The following is a 20,544-nucleotide window of genomic DNA, read 5'->3' on the forward strand; positions in this document are numbered from 1 at the left end:
GTGAGCAGCGCGGCGAACCCGCTGCGTGACGCCCAGGACCGTCGGCTCCCGCGTATCGCGGGGCCGTCGGGCCTGGTGATCTTCGGCGTCACGGGCGACCTGTCACGTAAGAAGCTGATGCCCGCGGTCTACGACCTCGCGAACCGCGGTCTCCTCCCCCCGGGCTTCTCCCTCGTGGGCTTCGCCCGCCGGGACTGGGAGCACGAGGACTTCGCGCAGGTCGTGCACGACGCGGTGAAGGAGCACGCGCGTACGCCGTTCCGCGAGGAGGTCTGGCAGCAGCTGGCCGAGGGCATGCGCTTCGTGCCCGGCGTCTTCGACGACGACGACGCGTTCCGGCGGCTGAAGGCGACCATCGAGGAGCTGGACAAGTCCCGCGGCACGGGCGGGAACTTCGCGTTCTACCTGTCGGTGCCGCCGAAGTTCTTCCCCAGCGTCGTCGAGCAGCTCAAGAAGCACGGGCTGTCGGACGCGGAGCCCGGCTCGTGGCGACGGGCGGTCATCGAGAAGCCCTTCGGGCACGACCTGGCCAGCGCCCGCGAGCTGAACGCGGTCGTGCACCAGGTGTTCCGGCCCAGCGAGGTCTTCCGCATCGACCACTACCTGGGCAAGGAGACCGTCCAGAACATCCTGGCGCTGCGCTTCGCGAACACCCTCTTCGAGCCGCTGTGGAACCGCAGTTACGTGGACCACGTGCAGATCACCATGGCCGAGGACATCGGCATCGGCGGCCGCGCGGGCTACTACGACGGCATCGGCTCCGCCCGCGACGTCATCCAGAACCACCTGCTCCAGCTGCTCGCGCTGACCGCGATGGAGGAGCCCACGTCGTTCGACGCGAAGGCGCTGGTCACGGAGAAGATGAAGGTGCTCGACTCGGTCCGCCTCCCGGCCGACCTGAGCAACCACACCGTGCGCGGTCAGTACGCGGCGGGGTGGCAGGGCGGCGTCAAGGTGCCCGGGTACCTGGACGAGGACGGCATCGACGCGAAGTCGAAGACCGACACGTACGCCGCCGTGAAGCTGGAGATCGACAACCGGCGCTGGGCGGGCGTGCCCTTCTACCTGCGCACCGGCAAGCGGCTCGGCCGCCGCGTCACCGAGATCGCGGTGGTCTTCCAGCGGGCGCCGCACTCGCCGTTCGGCGCCACGGACACCCAGGAGCTGGGGCAGAACGCCCTGGTCATCCGGGTGCAGCCGGACGAGGGCGTGACGATCCGCTTCGGCTCCAAGGTGCCCGGCACCCAGATGGAGATCCGGGACGTGACGATGGACTTCGCGTACGGGGAGTCGTTCACGGAGTCCAGCCCCGAGGCGTACGAGCGGCTGATCCTGGACGTGCTGCTCGGCGACGCGAACCTCTTCCCCCGGCACCAGGAGGTCGAACGCTCCTGGGAGATCCTCGACCCGATCGAGGAGCACTGGGACACGCACGGAAAGCCCGAGCAGTACGCGGCCGGCACCTGGGGTCCCGCCGCCGCGGACGAGATGCTCGCGCGCGACGGACGGAGCTGGCGGCGGCCATGAACATCGACCTCACGGACACCACGTCCGGCCAGATCAACTCCGCGCTGGTGAAGGCCCGTCGGGCGAGCGGTTCGCCCGCCGTCGGGATGGTGCTGACGCTCGTCATCGTCACCGACGAGGGCAACCACTACGACGCGCTGAAGGCGGCGGGCGAGGCGTCGAAGGAGCACCCGTCGCGCATCCTCGTGGTCGTACGCCGTCCGGGCCGTTCCCCGCGCGACCGCGCGAAGGCGCGGCTCGACGCGGAGGTACGGGCGGGCGACGGCTCCGCCGCGGGCGAGACGGTGCTGCTGCGGCTGCACGGCGAGCTGGCGGCACACGCGTACAGCGTGGTGCTGCCGCTGCTGCTGCCGGACGCGCCGGTGGTCGTCTGGTGGCCGGAGGACGCGCCGGAGCACCCGTCGGAGGACCTGCTGGGCACGCTCGCGCAGCGGCGCATCACGGACGCCGCCGCCACGGAGGACCCGGAGGGGTCGCTGAGGGTACGGGCGGAGACGTACGCGCCCGGCGACACCGACCTGGCCTGGACGCGCATCACGCCGTGGCGGAGCGTGCTGGCCGCGGCGCTGGACCAGAAGCACACGGAGATCAGCGGCGCGACGGTCGAGGGCGAGGAGTACAACCCGTCGTCCGCGCTGCTGGCGCTCTGGCTCGCGGAACGGCTCGACGTGCCGGTCACGCGGGTGATCACGGACGGGCCGGGCATCACGGCCGTACGGCTGGACGCGGCGGACGGCGAGATCTGCCTCGACCGCGCGGACGGTTCGCTGGCGGAGCTGGCCGTGCCGGGGCAGCCGGACCGGCACGTGGCGCTCCAGCGGCGTACGACGGCCGAGCTGGTCGCGGAGGAGCTGCGGCGGCTGGACCCGGACGAGGCGTACGAGCGGGCCGTACGGTTCCACGGCGGCGCGGCGGACACGCTGGCCGGGGACGTACGGCCGGGCGACGGCGCGAAGCCGGACGGCGGTGCGGGAGCGGGCGGCGCGGCCTCGGACGCGGCGGCGGACTGTGACGCGGCGGGCAACGCGAAGCCGGACGACGCGGCTTCGGACGCGGGCGGGGCCTCCGGAGCGGCGGCGACCTCCGGTGGGAAGGGCGCGGGCGCGAAGAAGACGGCGGCGAAGGCCGGTGGCCGCAAGGCCGCCGCCGGGACCGACGGGGCGGCCGGCTCGTGACGCCCACGCCGCAGGTCGTGGTCCACCGCGACAAGGACGAGCTGGCGCAGGCGGTCGCCGCCCGCCTGCTCACGAAGATCGTCGAGGCGCAGGCGGCGCGCGGCTCCGCGTCGGTCGTCCTGACCGGGGGCCGCAACGGCAACGCCCTGCTCGCCGCCCTCGCCGCCTCCCCCGCCCGTTCCTCCGTCGACTGGTCGCGGCTGGACGTGTGGTGGGGCGACGAGCGCTACCTCCCGGACGGCGACCCGGAGCGGAACGTCACGCAGGCGACGGAGGCGCTCCTCGCCGCCGTCCCCCTGGACCCGGCGCGCGTCCACCCGATGCCCGCCTCCGACGGGCCGCACGCCGGTGACGTGGACGCGGCGGCCGAGGCGTACGCGGCGGAGCTGGCGGCGCACCCCGAAGCCCACGGCCGCGTACCGGCGTTTGACGTACTGCTGCTCGGCGTCGGGCCCGACACGCACGTCGCGTCGCTGTTCCCGGAGCACCCGGGCGTACGGGAGACGGAACGCGCCGTCGTCGGCGTCCACGGCGCCCCCAAGCCCCCGCCGACCCGCGTCTCCCTCACGCTGCCCGCGATCCGCGCGGCCCGAGAGGTGTGGCTGCTGGCGGCGGGTGCCGACAAGGCGCGGGCGGCGGCGATCGCCCTGTCCGGCGCGGGCGAGATCCAGGCGCCGGCGGCGGGCGCGTACGGCACGGCCCGTACCCTCTGGCTGCTGGACGGCCCCGCCGCGGCGGAACTCCCCCGCGGCCTCTACCCCCCGTCGTCGGCCTGACGCCCTCCCCCGGGCCCAGCGCACAGCTCCGCCCAGGCGTCCTTACCCGGGGCGCCGGGGCGGGGTGCGATGCCCCAGCGGTCCGCGAGCCGGGCGACCAGGAGCAGCCCACGGCCCGACTCGGCGTCGGACGAGGGCGGTCGGGGCGCCCGGCAGGGATCGGGGAGCACGCCGTCGCGACGGCTGTCGGTGACCTCGACGCGTAGGGTCGTGCGGGTTGTCACCGACTCCGCGCCGGTCGGGGCGTCGGTGACGGCGCTGAGGCGGACGTGGAAGTCCCGGCCGGGTACGTGGCCGTGGCGTACGGCGTTCGCGCACAGCTCGGCGGTGATGAGCGTCAGCGTCTCGTTGGCGTCCGAGCCGTAGGGGTGCCCCCACTCGTCGAGCCGGTGCGACACGAGCTGGCGGGCGAGCCGCGCGCCGCGCGGGGTGGACGTGAACCGCATCGCGAACTCCCGTACGGGCGGCGGCGGTTGCGGGACGGCGCCGGTGGCGTCGGGGGCGACGGGGCGGTGAGGTGGTCGCTTCATGGGAGCAACGGTCGCCGCGCCGAACCGCTCGCGACCAGAGGCGACCCACGGACGACCGGTGGCTGTACGCACACGCGGCGCGCGCTGTACGCGATGCGCCGCCCCAGCGACCCCGCGGGCGTGAACAACCCGGTTCTCCAGGCGCGTTGTACGCGCGCGAGCGATGCTTGTACGCGGCGTGGGGCGTAACCCTCCGTACGGACAACGGCGTTGGCCCGCGTACGGGACGCCGGAGCGTACGGACGGAGAGGTGCGGGGCATGGAGGACGGGGCGCGGGAAGCGGACGAGGGTGTCGAGCCGGGGACGGGCATCCTCTACGTCTTCGGGCAGCAGTTGAAGCTCTACCGGCTGCGGGCGGGCCTGGAGCGGCCGGAGTTGGGCGCGCTGACGGGCTACTCGGCGTCCACGATCGCCTCGTTCGAGCAGGGCAGACGTATCCCGTCGCCGCGGTTCATCGACAAGGCGGACGAGGTGCTCGACGCGGGAGGCGTCCTGTGCGCGAGCAAGGGCGAGGTGGCCCGCGCCCAGTACCCGGCGTTCTTCCGCGACGCGGCACGGCTGGAGGCGCAGGCGGTCGAACTCCACGTCTACGCCACGCAGGCCGTCCCGGGCCTGTTGCAGACGGAGGAGTACGCGCGGGCGGTCTTCGAGATGCGGCGTCCGCTCCTGGACGAGGAGACCATCGAGCAACGCGTGTCCGCGCGCATGACCCGGCAGGAGATCTTCGTCAGGTCGCCTCTGCCTACCATCAGCTTCGTCATCGAGGAGAGCATGCTGCACCGGCCACTGGGTGGGCGGGCGGTGATGCGCGGACAGTTGGAGAACCTGCTTCTCCGCGGCCGGTTGCGGAACGTCGAGATCCAGGTGATGCCGACGGCCCGCGAGGAACACGCTGCCCTGGCTGGCCCGTTCACCTTGATCGAGACGAAGGATGGGCAGAGGATCGCGTACGTTGAGGCGCACAAGGACAGCCGTCTCTACACGGAGCGCAGGACCGTCCGCGAGTTCGAGGAAGAGTACGGAATTCTGCGGGCGCAGGCGCTGACTCCGCGCGAATCGCTGGCCTTCATCGAGGAGTTGTTGGGAGAGGGATGAACGTCGAAGCGTCTGTGCAGGCCGCGTCCGGGGCCGTCTGGTTCAAGAGCAGCCACAGCAGTGGCGAGGGCGGCGAGTGCGTGGAGGTGGCAGCGGGGGGCGGGGGCGTACTGGTGCGGGACTCCAAGAACAGCGCCGGACCCGTACTCTCCGTACACCCCGACGGCTGGACCGCCTTCCTCACCCACGCCGCCGCCGCGCGCTGACACACACGTCCGCCCGCTCCCCCCGTGGGAGCGGGCGGACGGCGGAGGCGGCTACTTGACGCCGAGCACCTGCTCCAGCGGGTCGATGGCGAAGTAGACGGCGAAGAGGGCCGCCGTGCCCCACAGCAGCCAGTGCACCTCACGCGCCTTGCCGAGGGACGCCTTGATGACGACGTAGGCGATGAAGCCCGCGCCGATGCCGTTGGTGATGGAGTACGTGAACGGCATGACGACGATGGTCAGGAACGCGGGGACGGCCAACTCGTAGCGGTCCCAGTCGATGTGCTTGACCTGCGTCATCATCAGGAAGCCGACGGCGATGAGCGCCGGGGAGGCGGCCTGGAGCGGTACGAGCGTCAGCACCGGCGTGAAGAACAGGGCGAGACCGAAGAGGCCGCCGGTGACGAGGCTGGCGAGGCCCGTACGGGCGCCCTCGCCGACGCCCGCGGCGGACTCGATGTACGTGGTGGCGGACGACGAGGAGGAGGCGCCGCCCGCGACGGCCGCCGCGCCGTCGATGAGGAGGACGCGGCCGAGGCCGGGGACCTTGCCGCGTTCGTCGAGGAGTCCGGCCTCGGCGGTGACGCCGACGATGGTGCCCATCGTGTCGAAGAAGTCCGACAGGATGAGCGTGAACAGCAGCAGGACGACGGTCAGTACGCCGACCTCCCCGAACGCGCCCAGCAGGTCGAAGTGTCCGAGCAGCCCGAAGTCGGGCGAGGCGACGGCGTTGTCGGGCAGGGCGGGCGAGGTGAGACCCCAGGACTTGACGTCCGCGACCTCGTTGATGACGACGGAGACGACGGTCATCAGCACGATGCTGATGAGGATGGCGCCCTTCACCTGGCGGGCGAGGAGTACGAGCGTCAGCAGCACGCCGAGGCAGAAGACGAACATCGGCCAGCCCGTGAGGGTGCCGGTGCCGAGCTGTACGGGGACGGTGGTGCTCGCGGCGTCCGGGATGCGGGTGACGAAGCCCGCGTCCACGAAGCCGATGAAGGCGATGAAGAGGCCGATGCCGACGCTGATGGCCTGCTTGAGGGTCTGCGGGATGGCGTACATGATCGCCTCGCGCAGGCCGGTCATCACCAGCACGGTGATCAGCAGGCCCTCCAGCACCACGAGGCCCATGGCGTCGTCCCAGCTCATCTGGGGGGCGACCTGGAAGGCGACGACGGCGTTGATGCCGAGACCGGCGGCGAGGGCGAGCGGCAGGTTGCCGCCGACGCCCATGATGACGGTCATGACGGCCGCCACCAGGGCCGTGGCGGTGGCGAGTTGGGTGGCGTCGAGCTGCTCGCCGAACTTGTCCTCGGCGCCGCCGAGGATGATCGGGTTCAGCACCAGGATGTAGGCCATGGTGAAGAACGTGGCGAGCCCGCCGCGTACTTCACGAGCGGGCGTGGAGCCGCGCTCCCCGATGCGGAAGAACCGGTCGAGTGGGCCACCGGCCCCCGCGGGCGAGGGTTTGCGCGCCGCGCGTCGTGCCGTGCTGTTCTTCATGTCCGTGTCTCTCCTGCGCCTGCCGGTGCCGGTGGACCGCGGTCGTCTCCGCGCGGGGCGGTGCGACCGGCGGCGCTCCCGGCGGTGTGGGGGAATTGCGGAGGACGCCGCGGGTAGCACCTGTGGGGACCGAGCGGACAGGTGTACGGCACCTCGCGAGCGCGATCATACGTGCCGGGAAGCGTCCCGCAATTGTGCTGAGGTATCCGATGGTTAACGGATTCGCTTCGCCCTCTGTCGCTTTCTACGAAATCCACGACGACCTATCCCGCAAAACGGGATGCAGGCGACAGGGCCCCATGGAGTCGCCGCGCGGAACTCCATACTCTCGGCGCGTGTCCCCACCGATCCCCTTCAACGCGCGCGCCGCTCGCACCCTGCGCGAGAGACTCGGGATGGCGCCGGGTCATGTCGCGTACGGCATGCGCGCCTCGTACGGCCTGACGCACGTCTCCCCCGAACACATCACCGCGTGGGAGCGCGGCTCCGCCCTCCCCACGGCGAGTGAACTGACCGCGCTGGCGGGCGCGTTGTGGTGCGCGCCGGGTGAACTGATGGGCCGTCCGCGTACGTTGGTCGAGCACCGGATGGCGCGCGGTATCGCCGCCGAGGACGTGGCGCGGGCGACCGGGGTGCCGCTCGACCGGTACCTCGCGATGGAGGAGGCCGGGCGCTGGACCGGCGACGAGCAGCAGTCCGAGAAGCTCGGCGCCCTGCTGGAGCTGCCCGCGCGGGACTTCATCACCGTCACGGGCATCGAGGAGGAGCTGGCGCGGCTGCTCACCGAGGCCGTGACCACGCGCTGGCAGGCCCACGCGCGCGCCATCGGGCGGCTGGTGGGCATGGACCGGCGGGAGCTGCGGGAGCCGTTGCGGGCGATGCAGAGCGAGTACCAGATCCTGATGACCGCCACCCTCACCAGAGCGGGTGGCGACACGGCGGCCGGGGAGGCCGGGCGGCGCTACCTGACGGAGATCGTCGATCACTTCTGGTCCCAACTGCCCGAGTCCTAGGGCCTGTCCGGCGCCTTCCGCCTCGGTCGCGGCGCCCGGCACGCACGTTCGCCGCGACCGCGACCGCGACCGCGAGCGATAAACGGACTCCACAATTCCGGGAATGTGCGCGATGGATATGCGCGCCGGGCGCGACGGGAATCACGCCACTACGGGTCCGGAATTCCGCGGTGATCCACTACGACGGCAACGGCGCGCGCCCGTATCGGATATTCCCGCGCGGTACGGGACTTCCCACCCCACTCGCGGAACACGGCATTCCTGCGAACACGGCCACGAACATTCAGGAACATCCAAGAGCGAACAGAAGTGAACACCGTGCGGAACTGACCGCGCCTCAATTCGGTGGCGCTTTCCACCACTTCACCGTCCGCCGAGCCACGCGTACCCCCCTCGCCTCGCAGCCAGGCCCGTACGGTGTCCTCCCGGAACAGCCCCCACTCCCGCTGGGGAAGGTACAACCACTGCCGCAGCGGCACCCGCATCCCGCTCTTCGGGCGGTCCACTACGGTCGCGGCGCGGGCGCCTGGCGCGGGTCCCGCTCCCCAGCCCTGCGGCTGAGCCGGGTCATGCCGATGACGAGCGCCGTCACGAGCGTGCCACCGACCGGCACGGCGAGCAGGATCGCCGCCCGCGTCGTGCCCACGACCCCGCCGAACACGGCGCTGAGGACCACCACGAGGAGCGCGGGCACGACGCAGGCGTCGAAGCGCGCGCCGGGGCCGGGGACGCGGTTGCGCGCCGCCGCATACCACAACTGGGCGTGCGCGTAACGCAGTTCGCGTCCGTCGCCGGGCTCGCACCGGCTGCCCGAACGGTCCGTGCGCTGAAGGCTCTTGTCGCAGTGCGGACAGAACACCCGTCCCCTCCCCCGAGACCACTCCCCCGTACGCGCCTCGACGACGCGACCACGTCCCCGTACACGCGGTCGATCCCGACCGTGGAGGAGCCCACTGACAGCCGGGCGAAGTCCCACCGCCGTCCCACCCGACCCCCGCTGTCACCCGGGGTCTCCGGCCCCACCCCCGGTGGCCGCCCGGCCTTCCGTGGCCGATGCCGGGGGCACCCGCGGCCGGTGTCCGAACGGCGCGCCGAAGCCCCGCCCGTGCCACAGGCCGCCCGCCTCCCCCGGCACCCGTACCGACCAGGGCGGACGCGGACGCGGAGGCGGACCACGCGCGGGTCCGCCCGTCCGTGGCTGGTGACCATCGGACTGTTCACTCGTTTGGCTCGACAAGGCAGGTCCCGACAGCATCAGCCTTTGGAGGGCGGTTCCATGCCCGCGTCTCAGCGCGACTCAGCCAGGACCGGCAGACGACTCGCCCCCGACCAGGCCGAGTCGGCCCTCGTCGGGCACTACGGCCGGTGGGTGCGGCTGGCCTATCTCACGCTCCCCGCCGACCTCGGCAGGCACCGGCGGGTCCTCGCCGCCCACGGTCTCGTGCAGCGCGCGCTGCCCCGGGTCCGTTCCCCGAAGCCCGCGTCCCGGGTGCCGGGGCAGAGCCGGGGCACCCCGGCCGTGGCCCCGACCGGGGACGGTGCCCCCGACGACGGCTCCACCGTGCTGCGCGAACGGGTCGTACGCGTCCTGCTCGCCTACGACACCGCCCCGTCCCGGTGGCCGTTCGGCCGCCGTGCGGCGCGCGGCCCCCGGACGGCGCTGCCCGTCGTCTGGGGTCTCCGCCTCTTCCCGCGCCCCGGCGGGCCGGAGGCGGCGGCGCTGGACCAGGCGCTCGCCCGGGTGCCCACCGCCGCGCGCGCCGCGTTCGTACTGCGGCACCTGGAGGGGCTGGACGACGGGGCGGTCCGCGCGGTGCTCGTCGCCGCGGGCGCGGCGGAGCCGGAGGCCGCGCTGCGCGTGTCGTACGGCCTCGACCGTACGCTCGGCGCGTCCGAGGACCTCGGTGAACTGCTGCGGGGCGCCGAGGAGTTCGACGCCTGCTCGCTCCGCGCCCGCCCCACCGACCTGCGTCGGCGGCGCCGCCGCTTCCGCCTCGCCCTGGCCGCCGCCGCGTGCGCCACCGCCGGGGCGGTGGCGGTGGGCACCGCCGTGGTCGGGCGCTCCGAGCCGCCCGCGCCGCGCGAGGCCCGCGTGCCGGGGCCGGAGCAGCTGGTGCACGCGTCGAACGACACGTGGGCGGACACCGCGAAGGTCGACTTCAGCGCGTGGCCCGCGCGCGGCTCCCGTACGTCCGACCGGGACCTGCTGGGCCGCGCCCTCGACACGTGGGCGGACCCGCCGTCGGACACGCGCGTCACGACGTCGGCGGGCGCCCGTACGGAACCGGTCGCCGCGGGCGTGCGCCTGCTGTACGCGGGCGAGGTCGACGGCCGCGCCGTGGTGCTGCTGCACGCCCCCGAACGCCTCGTGCGCTACACCGAACCGACCTCCTCCGACGGCCGCCCCACCCTCGACTTCACCGAGGCCGACGGCGCCGACGTGACCACCGCCGCCGCCGTGGCCGTCAGCCGCGAGGACGGCCGCGCGCGCTACCTCACCGCGCCCTGGGTCGCGGAGGCGCAGACCCGCGACCTGCTGCGCCCGGACTCCCCCGGCGAGCCCCTGGACCGTACGTCCGACGGCGTCACCTCGCCCGTACCGCTGCCCCCGACGGCCGCCGGCACCGGCGGCGGCGGGTGCGACACGTGGCCGGTGCTGCAACTGCGGTCGTCCGTACGCATCGTGGAGAAGCACTCGTTCCTGCTGACCGACCTCGGCGGCGTCTCACCCGCCCACCTCACGTACACCCCGCTGCCCGACGGGGAGGTGCCGTCGCGGCAGCCGCGCGAGGCCACCGGCCCGGCGGCGCTGGGCGCGTGGGCGCGTACGGCCTGCGGGCTGGCGGAGCTGGACGCGCGGGACGTACGGGCGGTGAACGTCTGGGACTTCGCCGAGCAGGACCTGCCCGAGGACGGCGGCCGCGCGGTGTGGGCGTGCACGCGGGCCACGACGTGGCGCGGGCCGGGCGAGATCCAGGTGCGGCTGCGTACACCCGCCGAGTCCCCGACGGAGCCCGCGCGGCTGGTGGCCGGGGACCGGGACACGGCCGCGTGCGGCCGGTTCGGGCAGCACCTGGTCGCGGGCACCGTGTGGGAGGGCGAGTCGGGGCGCCGCTACGCCCTGGCGGCGGGCAGCCGCGACGTCACGCGCGTCGCGCTGAGCGGGGCGGCGGAGGCGTCGGAGGACGGGCGCACCCTCCAGGAGCGGCTGCCCGCGGGCGACCCGCGGCCCCGCCTCTCCGCCGACCTGCGGGACGAGGAGGCACGGCCGGTGGTGTGCGCGTCCTGGACCGCCGGGTGCGACGGGGCGGACGGGCCCGGCTGAGCCCCGGACGCACCGGGACCCGACCCGGGCCCGCCCGCCGCGCGTGACGCACGGCGGGCGGGCCCGGTGGCCGTCACCTCAGTCCGTACGGCCCCGCAGCTGCCGGTAGCGCGCCACCAGCGCCGCCGTCGACGCGTCCAGCCCGGCCACCTCGGCGCCCTCGGTGAGCGCGGGTTCGACGCGCTTGGCCAGCACCTTGCCCAGCTCGACTCCCCACTGGTCGAAGCTGTCGATGTCCCAGACCGCGCCCTGGACGAACACCTTGTGCTCGTACAGCGCGATCAACTGCCCCAGCACGGACGGCGACAGCTCGGTGGCGAGCACCGTCGTCGTCGGGTGGTCGCCGTGGAAGGTGCGGTGCGGCACCTGCTCCTCGGGAACGCCCTCCGCGCGCACCTCGTCGGCGGTCTTCCCGAACGCGAGGGCCTGGCCCTGCGCGAAGAGGTTGGCCATCAACAGGTCGTGCTGCGCGGCCAGTTCCGGGCCCAGCTCGTCGACGGGGCGGGCGAAGCCGATCAGGTCGGCGGGGATCATCCGGGTGCCCTGGTGCAGCAACTGGTAGTACGCGTGCTGCCCGTTGGTGCCCGGCGTGCCCCAGACGACGGGCCCGGTGTCCCAGTCGACGGGGCGCCCCTCGCGGTCCACGGACTTGCCGTTGGACTCCATGTCGAGCTGCTGGAGGTACGCGGTGAAGCGCGACAGGTAGTGCGAGTACGGCAGCACGGCGTGCGACTGCGCGTCGAAGAACCCGCCGTACCAGACGCCCAACAGGCCCAGCAGCAGCGGGGCGTTGGCCTCCGGCGGGGCCGTACGGAAGTGGTCGTCGACCAGGCGGAAACCGTCGAGGAGTTCACGGAAACGGTCGGGACCGATCGCGATCATCAGGGAGAGGCCGATCGCGGAGTCGAACGAGTAGCGCCCGCCGACCCAGTCCCAGAACTCGAACATGTTGGCCGTGTCGATGCCGAAGCGCTCGACCTCCGGCCCGTTCGTCGACAGCGCCACGAAGTGCTTCGCCACGGCCGAGGCGTCGGCCCCGCCCAAGGACTCCAGCAGCCAGTTCTTCGCGGACGTCGCGTTGGTGATCGTCTCGATCGTCGTGAACGTCTTGGAGGCGACGATGAACAGCGTCTCCGCCGCGTCCAGCCCGTGCAGCGCCTCGTGCAGGTCGGCGCCGTCCACGTTGGACACGAAACGGACGTCCAGGTCCCGCAGCGTGTACGGGAGCAGCGCCTCGTACGCCATCGCCGGTCCGAGGTCGGAGCCGCCGATACCGATGTTGACGACCGTACGGATGCGGGCGCCGGTGTGCCCGGTCCAGTCGCCGTCCCGGACCCGCGCGGCGAAACCGGCCATCCGGTCGAGTACGGCGTGGACGCCCGGGACGACGTTCTCCCCGTCGACCTCGACCACCGCGTCGCGCGGCGCGCGCAGCGCGGTGTGCAGCACGGCGCGGCCCTCGGTGACGTTGATCCGGTCGCCGCGGAACATGGCGTCCCGCAGCCCGGCCACGTCGGTCGCCGCCGCCAACTCCCGCAGCAGCGCCAGGGTCTCGTCGGTGACCAGGTGCTTGGAGTAGTCGAGGTACAGGTCACCGACCCGCACGGAGTACCGTTCGGCGCGCGCCGCGTCGCCGTCGAACAGCGCGCGCAGCCGCACCTCCCCCAGCTCCGCCCGGTGCCGGGCGAGCGCCTGCCACTCGGGCATCCGGTCGAGCGGGGTACGGCCCGCGGTCCCGCCTGCTGCGTCCGCTCCGTCAGCGTTCATCTGCACCCTCAAGCCGTTCTTCTCGTACGTGACACCAGCGCCGTCCAACCTAACGCGCGACGGCCCGGCCGTACGTCACCGCGGTGGCGTACGGCCGGGCCGTCGTCGGATGTTCAACCGGGGGTCCCCCGCCCGTGGGGCGGCGGCACGCGGCCGGAGCGGGCCGGGCCGGGCCGGGTCGTGGCCCGCGGGTCAGATCTCGCCGCGGAGCTTGGCGAGCGCCTCCGCGAGGATCGCCTCCCCGTCGGCGTCGCTGCGCCGCTCGCGGACGTACGCGAGGTGCGTCTTGTACGGTTCCGTACGCGGCGGGTCCGGCGGGTTCTCCCGGTCCGTCCCGGCCGGGAAGCCGCAGCGGGGGCAGTCCCACGTGTCGGGGACCTGCGCGTCGCCGGCGAAGCTCGGCTGGGTCTCGTGCCCGTTCGAGCACCAGAAGGAGATGCGCAGCCGCGGGGCTGACTCGCCCCGCTCGGCCTCCCCCATCGGCCCCGCTCCGACCCGGCTTCCCCGGATCGCGTTGCCACTTGCCACGGTCGTAACTCCCTGCCTCACGGTGCTGCGGAGCATCCACGAGCGGCCCCGCTGCGGGCGCCCTGGTGTACGTAGGACCCAACGCACGTCCAGTGACCGGAGTTACTGCGTCGGCCGTGAACGCGAGGCCATGATAGGCCGCGTACGGGGCCCGGTCAGTCGAACTTCATCAGCAGCCCGAGCACCACGATCACGGCGAACCAGGCGAGCGCGACGACGATCGTGATCCGGTCGAGGTTGCGCTCAGCGACCGAGGAACCACCGACCGACGACTGCATGCCGCCGCCGAACATGTCGGACAGGCCGCCGCCCTTCCCCTTGTGCATCAGCACCAGCATCATCAGCAGGGCGCTGAGCACGATGAGGGCGATGGAGAACCCCAATTCCACGGCTGGACCAACTCTCTCGGACTGTCGTCGGACACGTACGGTCCGCACTTGCGGTGTGCGGGGGCCGGACACGGCGTCCGGCCCCCGACAGGGTACGACGAGTGGTCACCCGTCGTCACTCGCTCGCACGGGGGCTGTGTCCCCCGTCGCTCCTCGTTCCCTCCCGCCCCGGCGACGGGACGGGGTGCGGCCGGTCGGTTACTGGTCGCGGAAGCGGACGATCTTCACGAACTCGTCCGCGTCCAGCGCCGCGCCGCCCACCAGGGCGCCGTCCACGTCGGGCTGCGCCATGATCGCGGCGACGTTCGACGCCTTCACCGAACCGCCGTACTGGATGCGCACGGCGTCGGCCAGCTCCTGGTCGTACAGCTCCGCGAGGCGGCCCCGGATCGCGGCGCAGACCTCCTGCGCGTCCTCGGGGGTGGCGACCTCGCCGGTGCCGATGGCCCACACCGGCTCGTACGCGATCACGATCGTCGCGGCCTGCTCCCGGGTGACGTCCTGGAGCGCGCCGTCGAGCTGAGCGAGCGTGTGCGCGACGTGGGTGCCCGCCTTGCGCACGTCCAGGCCCTCACCGACGCAGAGGATCGGCGTCAGCTCGTGCCGGAAGGCGGCCTTCACCTTGGCGTTGCACACGGCCTCGTCCTCGCCGTGGTACTGCCGCCGCTCGGAGTGGCCGACGGTGACGTAGGTGCACTTCAGCTTCGCCAGCATCGGCCCGGAGATCTCGCCGGTGTACGCGCCGGAGTCGTGCGCGGAGAGGTCCTGCGCGCCGTAGCGGATCTTCAGCTTGTCGCCGTCGACCAGGGTCTGTACGGAACGCAGGTCGGTGAACGGCGCCAGCACGGCCACCTCCACCGCGTCGTGGTCCTTGTCGGCCAGCGCGAACGCCAGCTTCTGCACGTGGGCGATGGCCTCGAGGTGGTTGAGGTTCATCTTCCAGTTGCCCGCCATCAGGGGCGTGCGGCTGCTCATGGGGGTCAGTCCTCCAGTGCGGCGAGGCCGGGGAGCGTCTTGCCCTCGAGGTATTCGAGGCTGGCGCCGCCACCGGTCGAGATGTGGCCGAAAGCGTTCTCGTCGAAGCCCAGCAGCCGTACGGCCGCCGCGCTGTCACCGCCGCCGACGACGGTGAACGACGCGTCGCCCTCGGGCGTACGGGCGTCCAGCAGGCCCTGGGCGACGGCGCGGGTCCCGGCGGCGAAGTCGGGGTGCTCGAAGACGCCCATGGGGCCGTTCCAGAAGACCGTCACGGCGTCCGCGAGCTTCGACGCGTACAGCTTGCCGCTCTCCGGGCCGATGTCCAGGCCCATGAGGCCCTCCGGCATGGCGTCGGCGGCGACCGTACGGGCGTCGGCGGGCGCCTTCGTCTTCAGGTCGGGGAACTCGGGGGCGACGACCACGTCGACCGGGAGCACGAACTCCACGCCGTTCGCCTCGGCCCGCTCCAGATAGCCGCGGACGGCCGGGAGCTGGTCCTCCTGGAGGAGGGACGAACCCACCTCGTGGCCCTGCGCCTTGAGGAAGGTGAAGACCATGCCGCCGCCGATGAGGATGCGGTCGGCCTTCTCCAGCAGGTGGTCGATGACGCCGAGCTTGTCGGAGACCTTCGCGCCGCCGAGGACCACCGCGTAGGGGCGGGACACGTCCTCGGTCAGCCGCTTCAGCACGCCGACCTCGGTGGCGATGAGACCGCCCGCGGCGTGCGGGAGCCGTGCCGGGAGGTCGTAGACCGAGGCGTGCTTGCGGTGGACCGCGCCGAAGCCGTCGCCGACGTACAGGTCCGCGAGGGCGGCCAACTCGTCGGCGAACGCGCCGCGTTCGGCGTCGTCCTTGCTGGTCTCGCCGGGGTTGAAGCGGAGGTTCTCCAACAGCGCGACCTGGCCGTCCGCCAGGGCGCCGACGGCGGCCTTCGCGCTGTCGCCGACGGTGTCGGCGGCGAAGGCGACGTCGCCCCGGGCGGAACCGGCGAGCAGCTCGCCCAGTCGGCGGGCGACCGGCGCGAGCGAGAACCGCGGGTCGGGCGCGCCCTTCGGGCGGCCCAGGTGCGAGGCGACGACCACGCGGGCGCCTGCCTCGACGAGCTTGCGGAGAGTGGGGACGACGGCGCGGATACGGCCGTCGTCGGTGATGGTGTCGCCGTCGAGCGGGACGTTCAGGTCGGCGCGGACGAACACCCGCCGCCCGGCGACGTCTAGCTCGTCAATCGTCTTCATGCTGGATGGGCTCCTCGCGTCTGGCTGTGGCTCTGCACGGGCCAGGGCTCGCGAAGCGCGTCGTTGCGCTCCACGAGCCCTGGCCCGGTCGCGTGTCGTGCGGCGATCGCGGAGCGATCGGTGTCAGAGCCGACCGCCGACGTAGACGGTGAGGTCCACGAGGCGGTGGGAGTAGCCCCACTCGTTGTCGTACCAGCCGACGACCTTGATCTGGTTGCCCTGAGCCATCGTCAGCGACGAGTCGAAGGTGCACGACGCGGGCCAGTTGACGATGTCCGAGGAGACGATCGGGTCCTCGGTGTACTCCAGGAAGCCCTTGAGCTGGCCCTCGGCGGCCTTCTGGAACGCGGCGTTGACCTCGTCGCGGGAGACCTCGCGGTCCACCTCGATCACCAGGTCGGTCACCGAGCCGGTGGGCACCGGCACGCGCATCGCGATGCCGTCGAGCTTGCCCTTGAGCTGCGGGAGCACCAGGGCGGTGGCCTTCGCGGCGCCGGTCGACGTCGGGATGATGTTCTCGGCGGCGGCACGGGCGCGGCGCAGGTCCTTGTGCGGGAAGTCCAGGATGCGCTGGTCGTTCGTGTACGCGTGGACCGTCGTCATCATGCCCTTGACGATGCCGAAGTTCTCGTCCACGACCTTCGCCATCGGCGCCACGCAGTTGGTGGTGCAGGAGGCGTTGGAGATGACGTGGTGCTTGTCGGCGTCGTACTGCTCGTGGTTGACGCCCATGACCACGGTGACGTCCTCGTCCTTGGCCGGGGCCGAGATGAGGACCTTCTTCGCGCCCGCGGCGAGGTGCTTGGCCGCGTCCTCGCGCTTGGTGAAGATGCCGGTGGACTCGATGACGACGTCGGCGCCCAGCTCGCCCCAGGGGAGCTGCGCCGGGTCCCGCTCCGCCATCGTCTTGAAGGTCTGGCCGCCCACCGTGATGGTGTCCTCGGTGTGGCTGACCGGCTGCTTGAGGCGGCCGAGGATGCTGTCGTACTTCAGCAGGTGGACCAGGGTCGCGTTGTCCGTCAGGTCGTTGACACCGACGATCTCGATGTCCGCTCCCTGCTCCAGGAGCGCGCGGAAGTAATTCCGACCGATGCGGCCAAAGCCATTGATGCCTACGCGGATCGTCACGAACCGATCTCCTCGTTGGTGCGCCGGTACGGACACCGGCGATGCTGTATGGGATGTCCCCGACCGATGCCGACCCTACCGCGCCGCCCCGCGTCGGCCGAACGCGGCGGTGCCGTCGGTCCGCCCGGCCCGGTCCGGGGGACGCGGGCGTACGGGTGCGGGAGCGGGCGGGCACGGGTCGGCGCGGGAGCGTACGGGGTGTGGCGGCGGTCGTACGGGGTGGGGCGGGCGTACGCCGGACCGGCCGCGTCAGCCGACCATCTCCTCGGTGAGCGTCGCGTCCGTCCCCGGCATGCCCATGTCCTGCGCGCGCTTGTCGGCCATCGCCAGCAGCCGCCGGATGCGCCCGGCCACCGCGTCCTTCGTCAGCGGCGGGTCCGCGAGGGCGCCCAACTCCTCCAACGACGCCTGCTTGTGGTCCATCCGCAGCCGCCCCGCAGCCGCCAGGTGCTCGGGCACCTCGTCACCCAGGATCTCCAGCGCGCGCTGCACGCGGGCACCGGCGGCGACCGCCGCGCGGGCCGAACGGCGCAGGTTGGCGTCGTCGAAGTTCGCCAGCCGGTTCGCCGTGGCCCGCACCTCGCGCCGCATCCGGCGCTCCTCCCAGGCCAGCACGGCCTCGTGCGCGCCGAGCCGGGTGAGGAGCGCGCCGATGGCGTCCCCGTCCCGTACGACGACCCGGTCCACACCCCGTACCTCACGGGCCTTCGACGGGATCTGGAGCCGACGGGCCGCGCCCACCAGCGCCAACGCGGCCTCCGGGCCGGGGCAGGTGACCTCCAACGAGGACGAGCGGCCCGGCTCCGTCAGCGAGCCGTGCGCGAGGAACGCGCCGCGCCACGCGGCCTCCGCGTCGCAGGTGGCCCCCGAGACCACCTGCGGCGGCAGGCCGCGGATCGGCCGCCCCCGCGTGTCGACCAGCCCCGTCTGCCGCGCGAGCTGGTCGCCGCCCGCGACCACCCGTACGACGTAACGCGAGCCGCGCCGCAGGCCGCCGGGGGCCATCACCACCAGGTCGGAGGCGTGGCCGAAGATCTCCAGGATGTCCTTGCGGAGCCTGCGGGCCGCGATGCCCGTGTCCAGCTCCGCCTCGATCACGATGCGCCCGCTCACCAGGTGGAGGCCGCCCGCGAACCGCAGGACCGACGAGACCTCCGACTTCCGGCAGCAGGTCCGGGTGACGGGGAGCCGGGAGATTTCATCCTTCACCGCTGCCGTCATCGCCATGGGCCGATCCTTCCGTGCATACGAAAAATACGGTCGTACGCGGCTGCCAGCAGCACCGGGTCGTGCCGGGTGCCACCTCCCCCGGGGGCGGCGGAGCCGCTGTCGGCTCCGCCGTCACCGCGGGAGACGGCGTCCCCGGGCTCCGCCACGGGGGCCAGTTCGACCGTCGCCCCGAGCCGCTCGGCGGCCTCACGGAGACTGTCCTGGTCGGGCACGGCGGCCTGGTCGGCCAACACCACGTCGAAGGCGAGTTTAGGGGCGTGTCGGGCCAAAACCTCCAAATGACGCTGCGGAGAAAATCCGTCCGTCTCACCCGGCTGCGGCACGAGGTTGAGCGAGAGCACCCGGCGGGCGCGAGTCTCCTGGAGCGCGTCGAGCAGCCGCGGAACGAGCAGATGGGGGATCACGGACGAGAACCACGAGCCGGGGCCGACCACCACCCAGTCCGCGTCGAGCACGGCGTCCACGGCCTCCGGCACGGCGGGCGGGTCGTTCGGCACCAGCTGCACGCGCTGGACCTCGCCGGGGGTGAGGGCGACGGTGGCCTGCCCCCGTACGGTCGACAGCGCGTCCGGCTCGGCCGGGTCGTGGCCGCGCACGCGGGCCTGGAGCTCCAGGGGTACGGCGGACATGGGGAGGACGCGGCCGTGCGCGCCGAGCAGCTTGCCCACCAGGTCGAGGGCCTGGACGTGGTCGCCCAGCTGCTCCCAGAGCGCCACGATCAGCAGGTTGCCGACGGCGTGGTCGTGCAGCTCGCCCTGGCTGACGAAGCGGTGCTGGACGACCTCCGCCCAGGTGCGGCCCCAGTCGTCGTCGCCGCAGAGTGCCGCCAGCGCCTTGCGCAGGTCCCCCGGCGGCAGCACGCCCAGCTCGTCGCGGAGCCGGCCGCTGGAACCGCCGTCGTCGGCGACGGTGACGACGGCCGTCAGGTCGCCGGTGATGCGGCGCAGCGCCGTCAGCGAGGCGGACAGGCCCATGCCGCCGCCGAGGGCGACGACCTTGGGCTGCGCGCCACGGCGCCGGGCCGGTCCGCTGCCGAGCGGTCGGCGCAGCCGTATGGTCCTACGGGGCATTCCTCACGTCCCATCGGGCGTCGTCGTCGGTCGTCGGCACCCCGTCCGCCACGGGGTGCCGCCACTGCCACGGGCTCACTCGTGTGCCGCGGGCTACTCGCGGCCCATGTCGCGGTGCACCACGACGGTCTCCACGCCCTCGTCGGACAGCCGCCTGGCCAGCCGTTCGGACATGGCGACCGAACGGTGCTTGCCGCCGGTGCAGCCGACGGCGACGGTGACGTAGCGCTTGCCCTCGCGGCGGTATCCGGTGGCGATGAGCTGGAGCAGCTCGGCGTAGCGGTCGAGGAACTCCTTGGCGCCGGGCTGGTTGAAGACGTAGCCCGACACCTCCTCGTTGAGGCCGGTGAAGGGGCGCAGCTCGGGCACCCAGTGCGGGTTCGGCAGGAAGCGGCAGTCGACCACCAGGTCGGCGTCGACCGGCAGCCCGTACTTGAACCCGAACGACATCACCGTCGCCCGCAGCTCCGGCTCCTCCTCGCCCGCGAACTGGGCGTCGAGCTTGGCGCGCAGCTCGTGCACGTTGAGGCTGGAGGTGTCGATCACCAGGTCGGCGTCGCCGCGCAGCTCGCGCAGCAGGTCCCGTTCGGCCTCGATGCCGTTGACGATGCGGCCGTCGCCCTGGAGGGGGTGCGGGCGGCGTACCGACTCGAAGCGGCGCACCAGGGCGTCGTCGGACGCCTCCAGGAAGACGGTGCGCCGGGTGACCTCCTTGGCGTCCAGCTCCGCGAGGGACTGCTTCAGGTTGTCGAAGAAGCGGCGTCCGCGGACGTCGACGACGGCGGCGATACGGGCGACGTTGCCCTGGGAACGGGCGCCGAGGTCGACCATGGTGGGGATCAGGGCGGGCGGCAGGTTGTCCACGACGAACCAGCCGAGGTCCTCCAGGCACTTGGCCGCGGTGCTGCGTCCGGCGCCGGACATGCCCGAGATGATCACCAGCTCGGGCGTCTTCGCCTCATCGGCTTCCGCGGGCTTGGCGGTGCTCACCTGTGCTCCGTCTCTGCGTTCCGCTGCGCTGCGTTCTGCGTGCTCGGTGTCTCTGCGTTCTGCGTGCTCTGCGCTCAT

19 protein-coding genes are annotated in these 20,544 nt (G+C 72.8%); 7 read left to right on the forward strand and 12 right to left on the reverse strand.

What is annotated here, in order from left to right:
- The 3 genes from zwf to pgl are packed head-to-tail and all read left to right on the forward strand — an operon-like array spanning window position 1 to window position 3,478.
- A complete protein-coding gene (gene zwf / locus D7M15_RS04475) occupies window positions 1–1,527 on the forward strand; it encodes a glucose-6-phosphate dehydrogenase (protein WP_121516292.1) in 1,527 nt (508 codons plus the stop codon).
- Window positions 1,524–2,702 (forward strand): glucose-6-phosphate dehydrogenase assembly protein OpcA, encoded by a 1,179-nt coding sequence (opcA, locus tag D7M15_RS04480; RefSeq protein WP_121516293.1) that lies wholly within the window; start codon window positions 1,524–1,526, stop codon window positions 2,700–2,702. The genes zwf and opcA overlap by 4 nt, the downstream gene beginning before the upstream one ends.
- Complete coding sequence (gene pgl, locus D7M15_RS04485; protein WP_121516294.1) at window positions 2,699–3,478, forward strand: 6-phosphogluconolactonase; 780 nt, start codon at window positions 2,699–2,701, stop codon at window positions 3,476–3,478. The genes opcA and pgl overlap by 4 nt, the downstream gene beginning before the upstream one ends.
- On the opposite strand, the gene D7M15_RS04490 is transcribed toward pgl, so the two are convergent.
- Window positions 3,457–3,924: an ATP-binding protein gene (locus tag D7M15_RS04490; protein ID WP_165906356.1), complete on the reverse strand. Its 468-nt coding sequence runs from the start codon at window positions 3,922–3,924 to the stop codon at window positions 3,457–3,459. The genes pgl and D7M15_RS04490 overlap by 22 nt on opposite strands.
- Window positions 3,925–4,267: 343 nt before the next feature.
- Between D7M15_RS04490 and D7M15_RS04495 the strand changes: the two genes are divergently transcribed.
- Together D7M15_RS04495 and D7M15_RS04500 are read left to right on the forward strand one after the other, a co-directional pair.
- Window positions 4,268–5,104: a helix-turn-helix transcriptional regulator gene (locus tag D7M15_RS04495; protein WP_121520200.1), complete on the forward strand. Its 837-nt coding sequence runs from the start codon at window positions 4,268–4,270 to the stop codon at window positions 5,102–5,104.
- Entirely contained in the window at window positions 5,101–5,310 is a 210-nt protein-coding gene (locus D7M15_RS04500) for a DUF397 domain-containing protein (protein WP_121516296.1), read from the forward strand. Before D7M15_RS04495 ends, D7M15_RS04500 begins: the two co-directional genes overlap by 4 nt.
- Window positions 5,311–5,361: 51 nt before the next feature.
- Here the strand turns inward: D7M15_RS04500 and D7M15_RS04505 are convergent, their stop codons facing one another.
- A complete protein-coding gene (locus D7M15_RS04505; protein WP_121516297.1) occupies window positions 5,362–6,813 on the reverse strand; it encodes an NCS2 family permease in 1,452 nt (483 codons plus the stop codon).
- A gap of 335 nt (window positions 6,814–7,148) precedes the next feature.
- Between D7M15_RS04505 and D7M15_RS04510 the strand changes: the two genes are divergently transcribed.
- Window positions 7,149–7,826 carry a helix-turn-helix transcriptional regulator gene (locus D7M15_RS04510; RefSeq protein WP_240649127.1) on the forward strand — a complete coding sequence of 226 codons (678 nt, stop codon included), beginning with the start codon at window positions 7,149–7,151 and terminating at the stop codon, window positions 7,824–7,826.
- A gap of 505 nt (window positions 7,827–8,331) precedes the next feature.
- Here the strand turns inward: D7M15_RS04510 and D7M15_RS28365 are convergent.
- Complete coding sequence (locus tag D7M15_RS28365; RefSeq protein ID WP_165906198.1) at window positions 8,332–8,685, reverse strand: hypothetical protein; 354 nt, start codon at window positions 8,683–8,685, stop codon at window positions 8,332–8,334.
- A 417-nt stretch (window positions 8,686–9,102) separates the two neighbouring features.
- Here D7M15_RS28365 and D7M15_RS04520 point away from each other — a divergent pair, with 417 nt between their 5' ends.
- Window positions 9,103–11,151: a hypothetical protein gene (locus D7M15_RS04520; RefSeq protein ID WP_206337320.1), complete on the forward strand. Its 2,049-nt coding sequence runs from the start codon at window positions 9,103–9,105 to the stop codon at window positions 11,149–11,151.
- Between the two features lie 78 nt (window positions 11,152–11,229).
- Here the strand turns inward: D7M15_RS04520 and pgi are convergent, their stop codons facing one another.
- The 9 genes from pgi to rapZ form a co-directional block, all read right to left on the reverse strand.
- A complete protein-coding gene (pgi, locus tag D7M15_RS04525; RefSeq protein ID WP_121520202.1) occupies window positions 11,230–12,918 on the reverse strand; it encodes a glucose-6-phosphate isomerase in 1,689 nt (562 codons plus the stop codon).
- Window positions 12,919–13,110: 192 nt separating this feature from the next.
- Entirely contained in the window at window positions 13,111–13,446 is a 336-nt protein-coding gene (locus D7M15_RS04530; protein WP_121516300.1) for an RNA polymerase-binding protein RbpA, read from the reverse strand.
- Between the two features lie 155 nt (window positions 13,447–13,601).
- Entirely contained in the window at window positions 13,602–13,835 is a 234-nt protein-coding gene (gene secG / locus D7M15_RS04535) for a preprotein translocase subunit SecG (RefSeq protein WP_121516301.1), read from the reverse strand.
- Window positions 13,836–14,033: 198 nt separating this feature from the next.
- Entirely contained in the window at window positions 14,034–14,810 is a 777-nt protein-coding gene (tpiA, locus tag D7M15_RS04540; RefSeq protein ID WP_121516302.1) for a triose-phosphate isomerase, read from the reverse strand.
- A gap of 5 nt (window positions 14,811–14,815) precedes the next feature.
- Window positions 14,816–16,048 (reverse strand): phosphoglycerate kinase, encoded by a 1,233-nt coding sequence (locus tag D7M15_RS04545; RefSeq protein ID WP_121516303.1) that lies wholly within the window; start codon window positions 16,046–16,048, stop codon window positions 14,816–14,818.
- Between the two features lie 123 nt (window positions 16,049–16,171).
- Window positions 16,172–17,176 carry a type I glyceraldehyde-3-phosphate dehydrogenase gene (gene gap / locus D7M15_RS04550; RefSeq protein WP_121516304.1) on the reverse strand — a complete coding sequence of 335 codons (1,005 nt, stop codon included), beginning with the start codon at window positions 17,174–17,176 and terminating at the stop codon, window positions 16,172–16,174.
- A gap of 249 nt (window positions 17,177–17,425) precedes the next feature.
- Window positions 17,426–18,403 (reverse strand): DNA-binding protein WhiA, encoded by a 978-nt coding sequence (gene whiA / locus D7M15_RS04555; RefSeq protein WP_121516305.1) that lies wholly within the window; start codon window positions 18,401–18,403, stop codon window positions 17,426–17,428.
- A complete protein-coding gene (yvcK, locus tag D7M15_RS04560) occupies window positions 18,394–19,476 on the reverse strand; it encodes a uridine diphosphate-N-acetylglucosamine-binding protein YvcK (RefSeq protein WP_121516306.1) in 1,083 nt (360 codons plus the stop codon). Before yvcK ends, whiA begins: the two co-directional genes overlap by 10 nt.
- Window positions 19,477–19,569: 93 nt before the next feature.
- Window positions 19,570–20,544 (reverse strand): RNase adapter RapZ, encoded by a 975-nt coding sequence (rapZ, locus tag D7M15_RS04565; protein WP_121516307.1) that lies wholly within the window; start codon window positions 20,542–20,544, stop codon window positions 19,570–19,572.

Origin of the sequence: Streptomyces sp. Z26 (genome assembly GCF_003665095.1) — a bacterium.
Classification (GTDB): domain Bacteria; phylum Actinomycetota; class Actinomycetes; order Streptomycetales; family Streptomycetaceae; genus Streptomyces; species Streptomyces phytohabitans.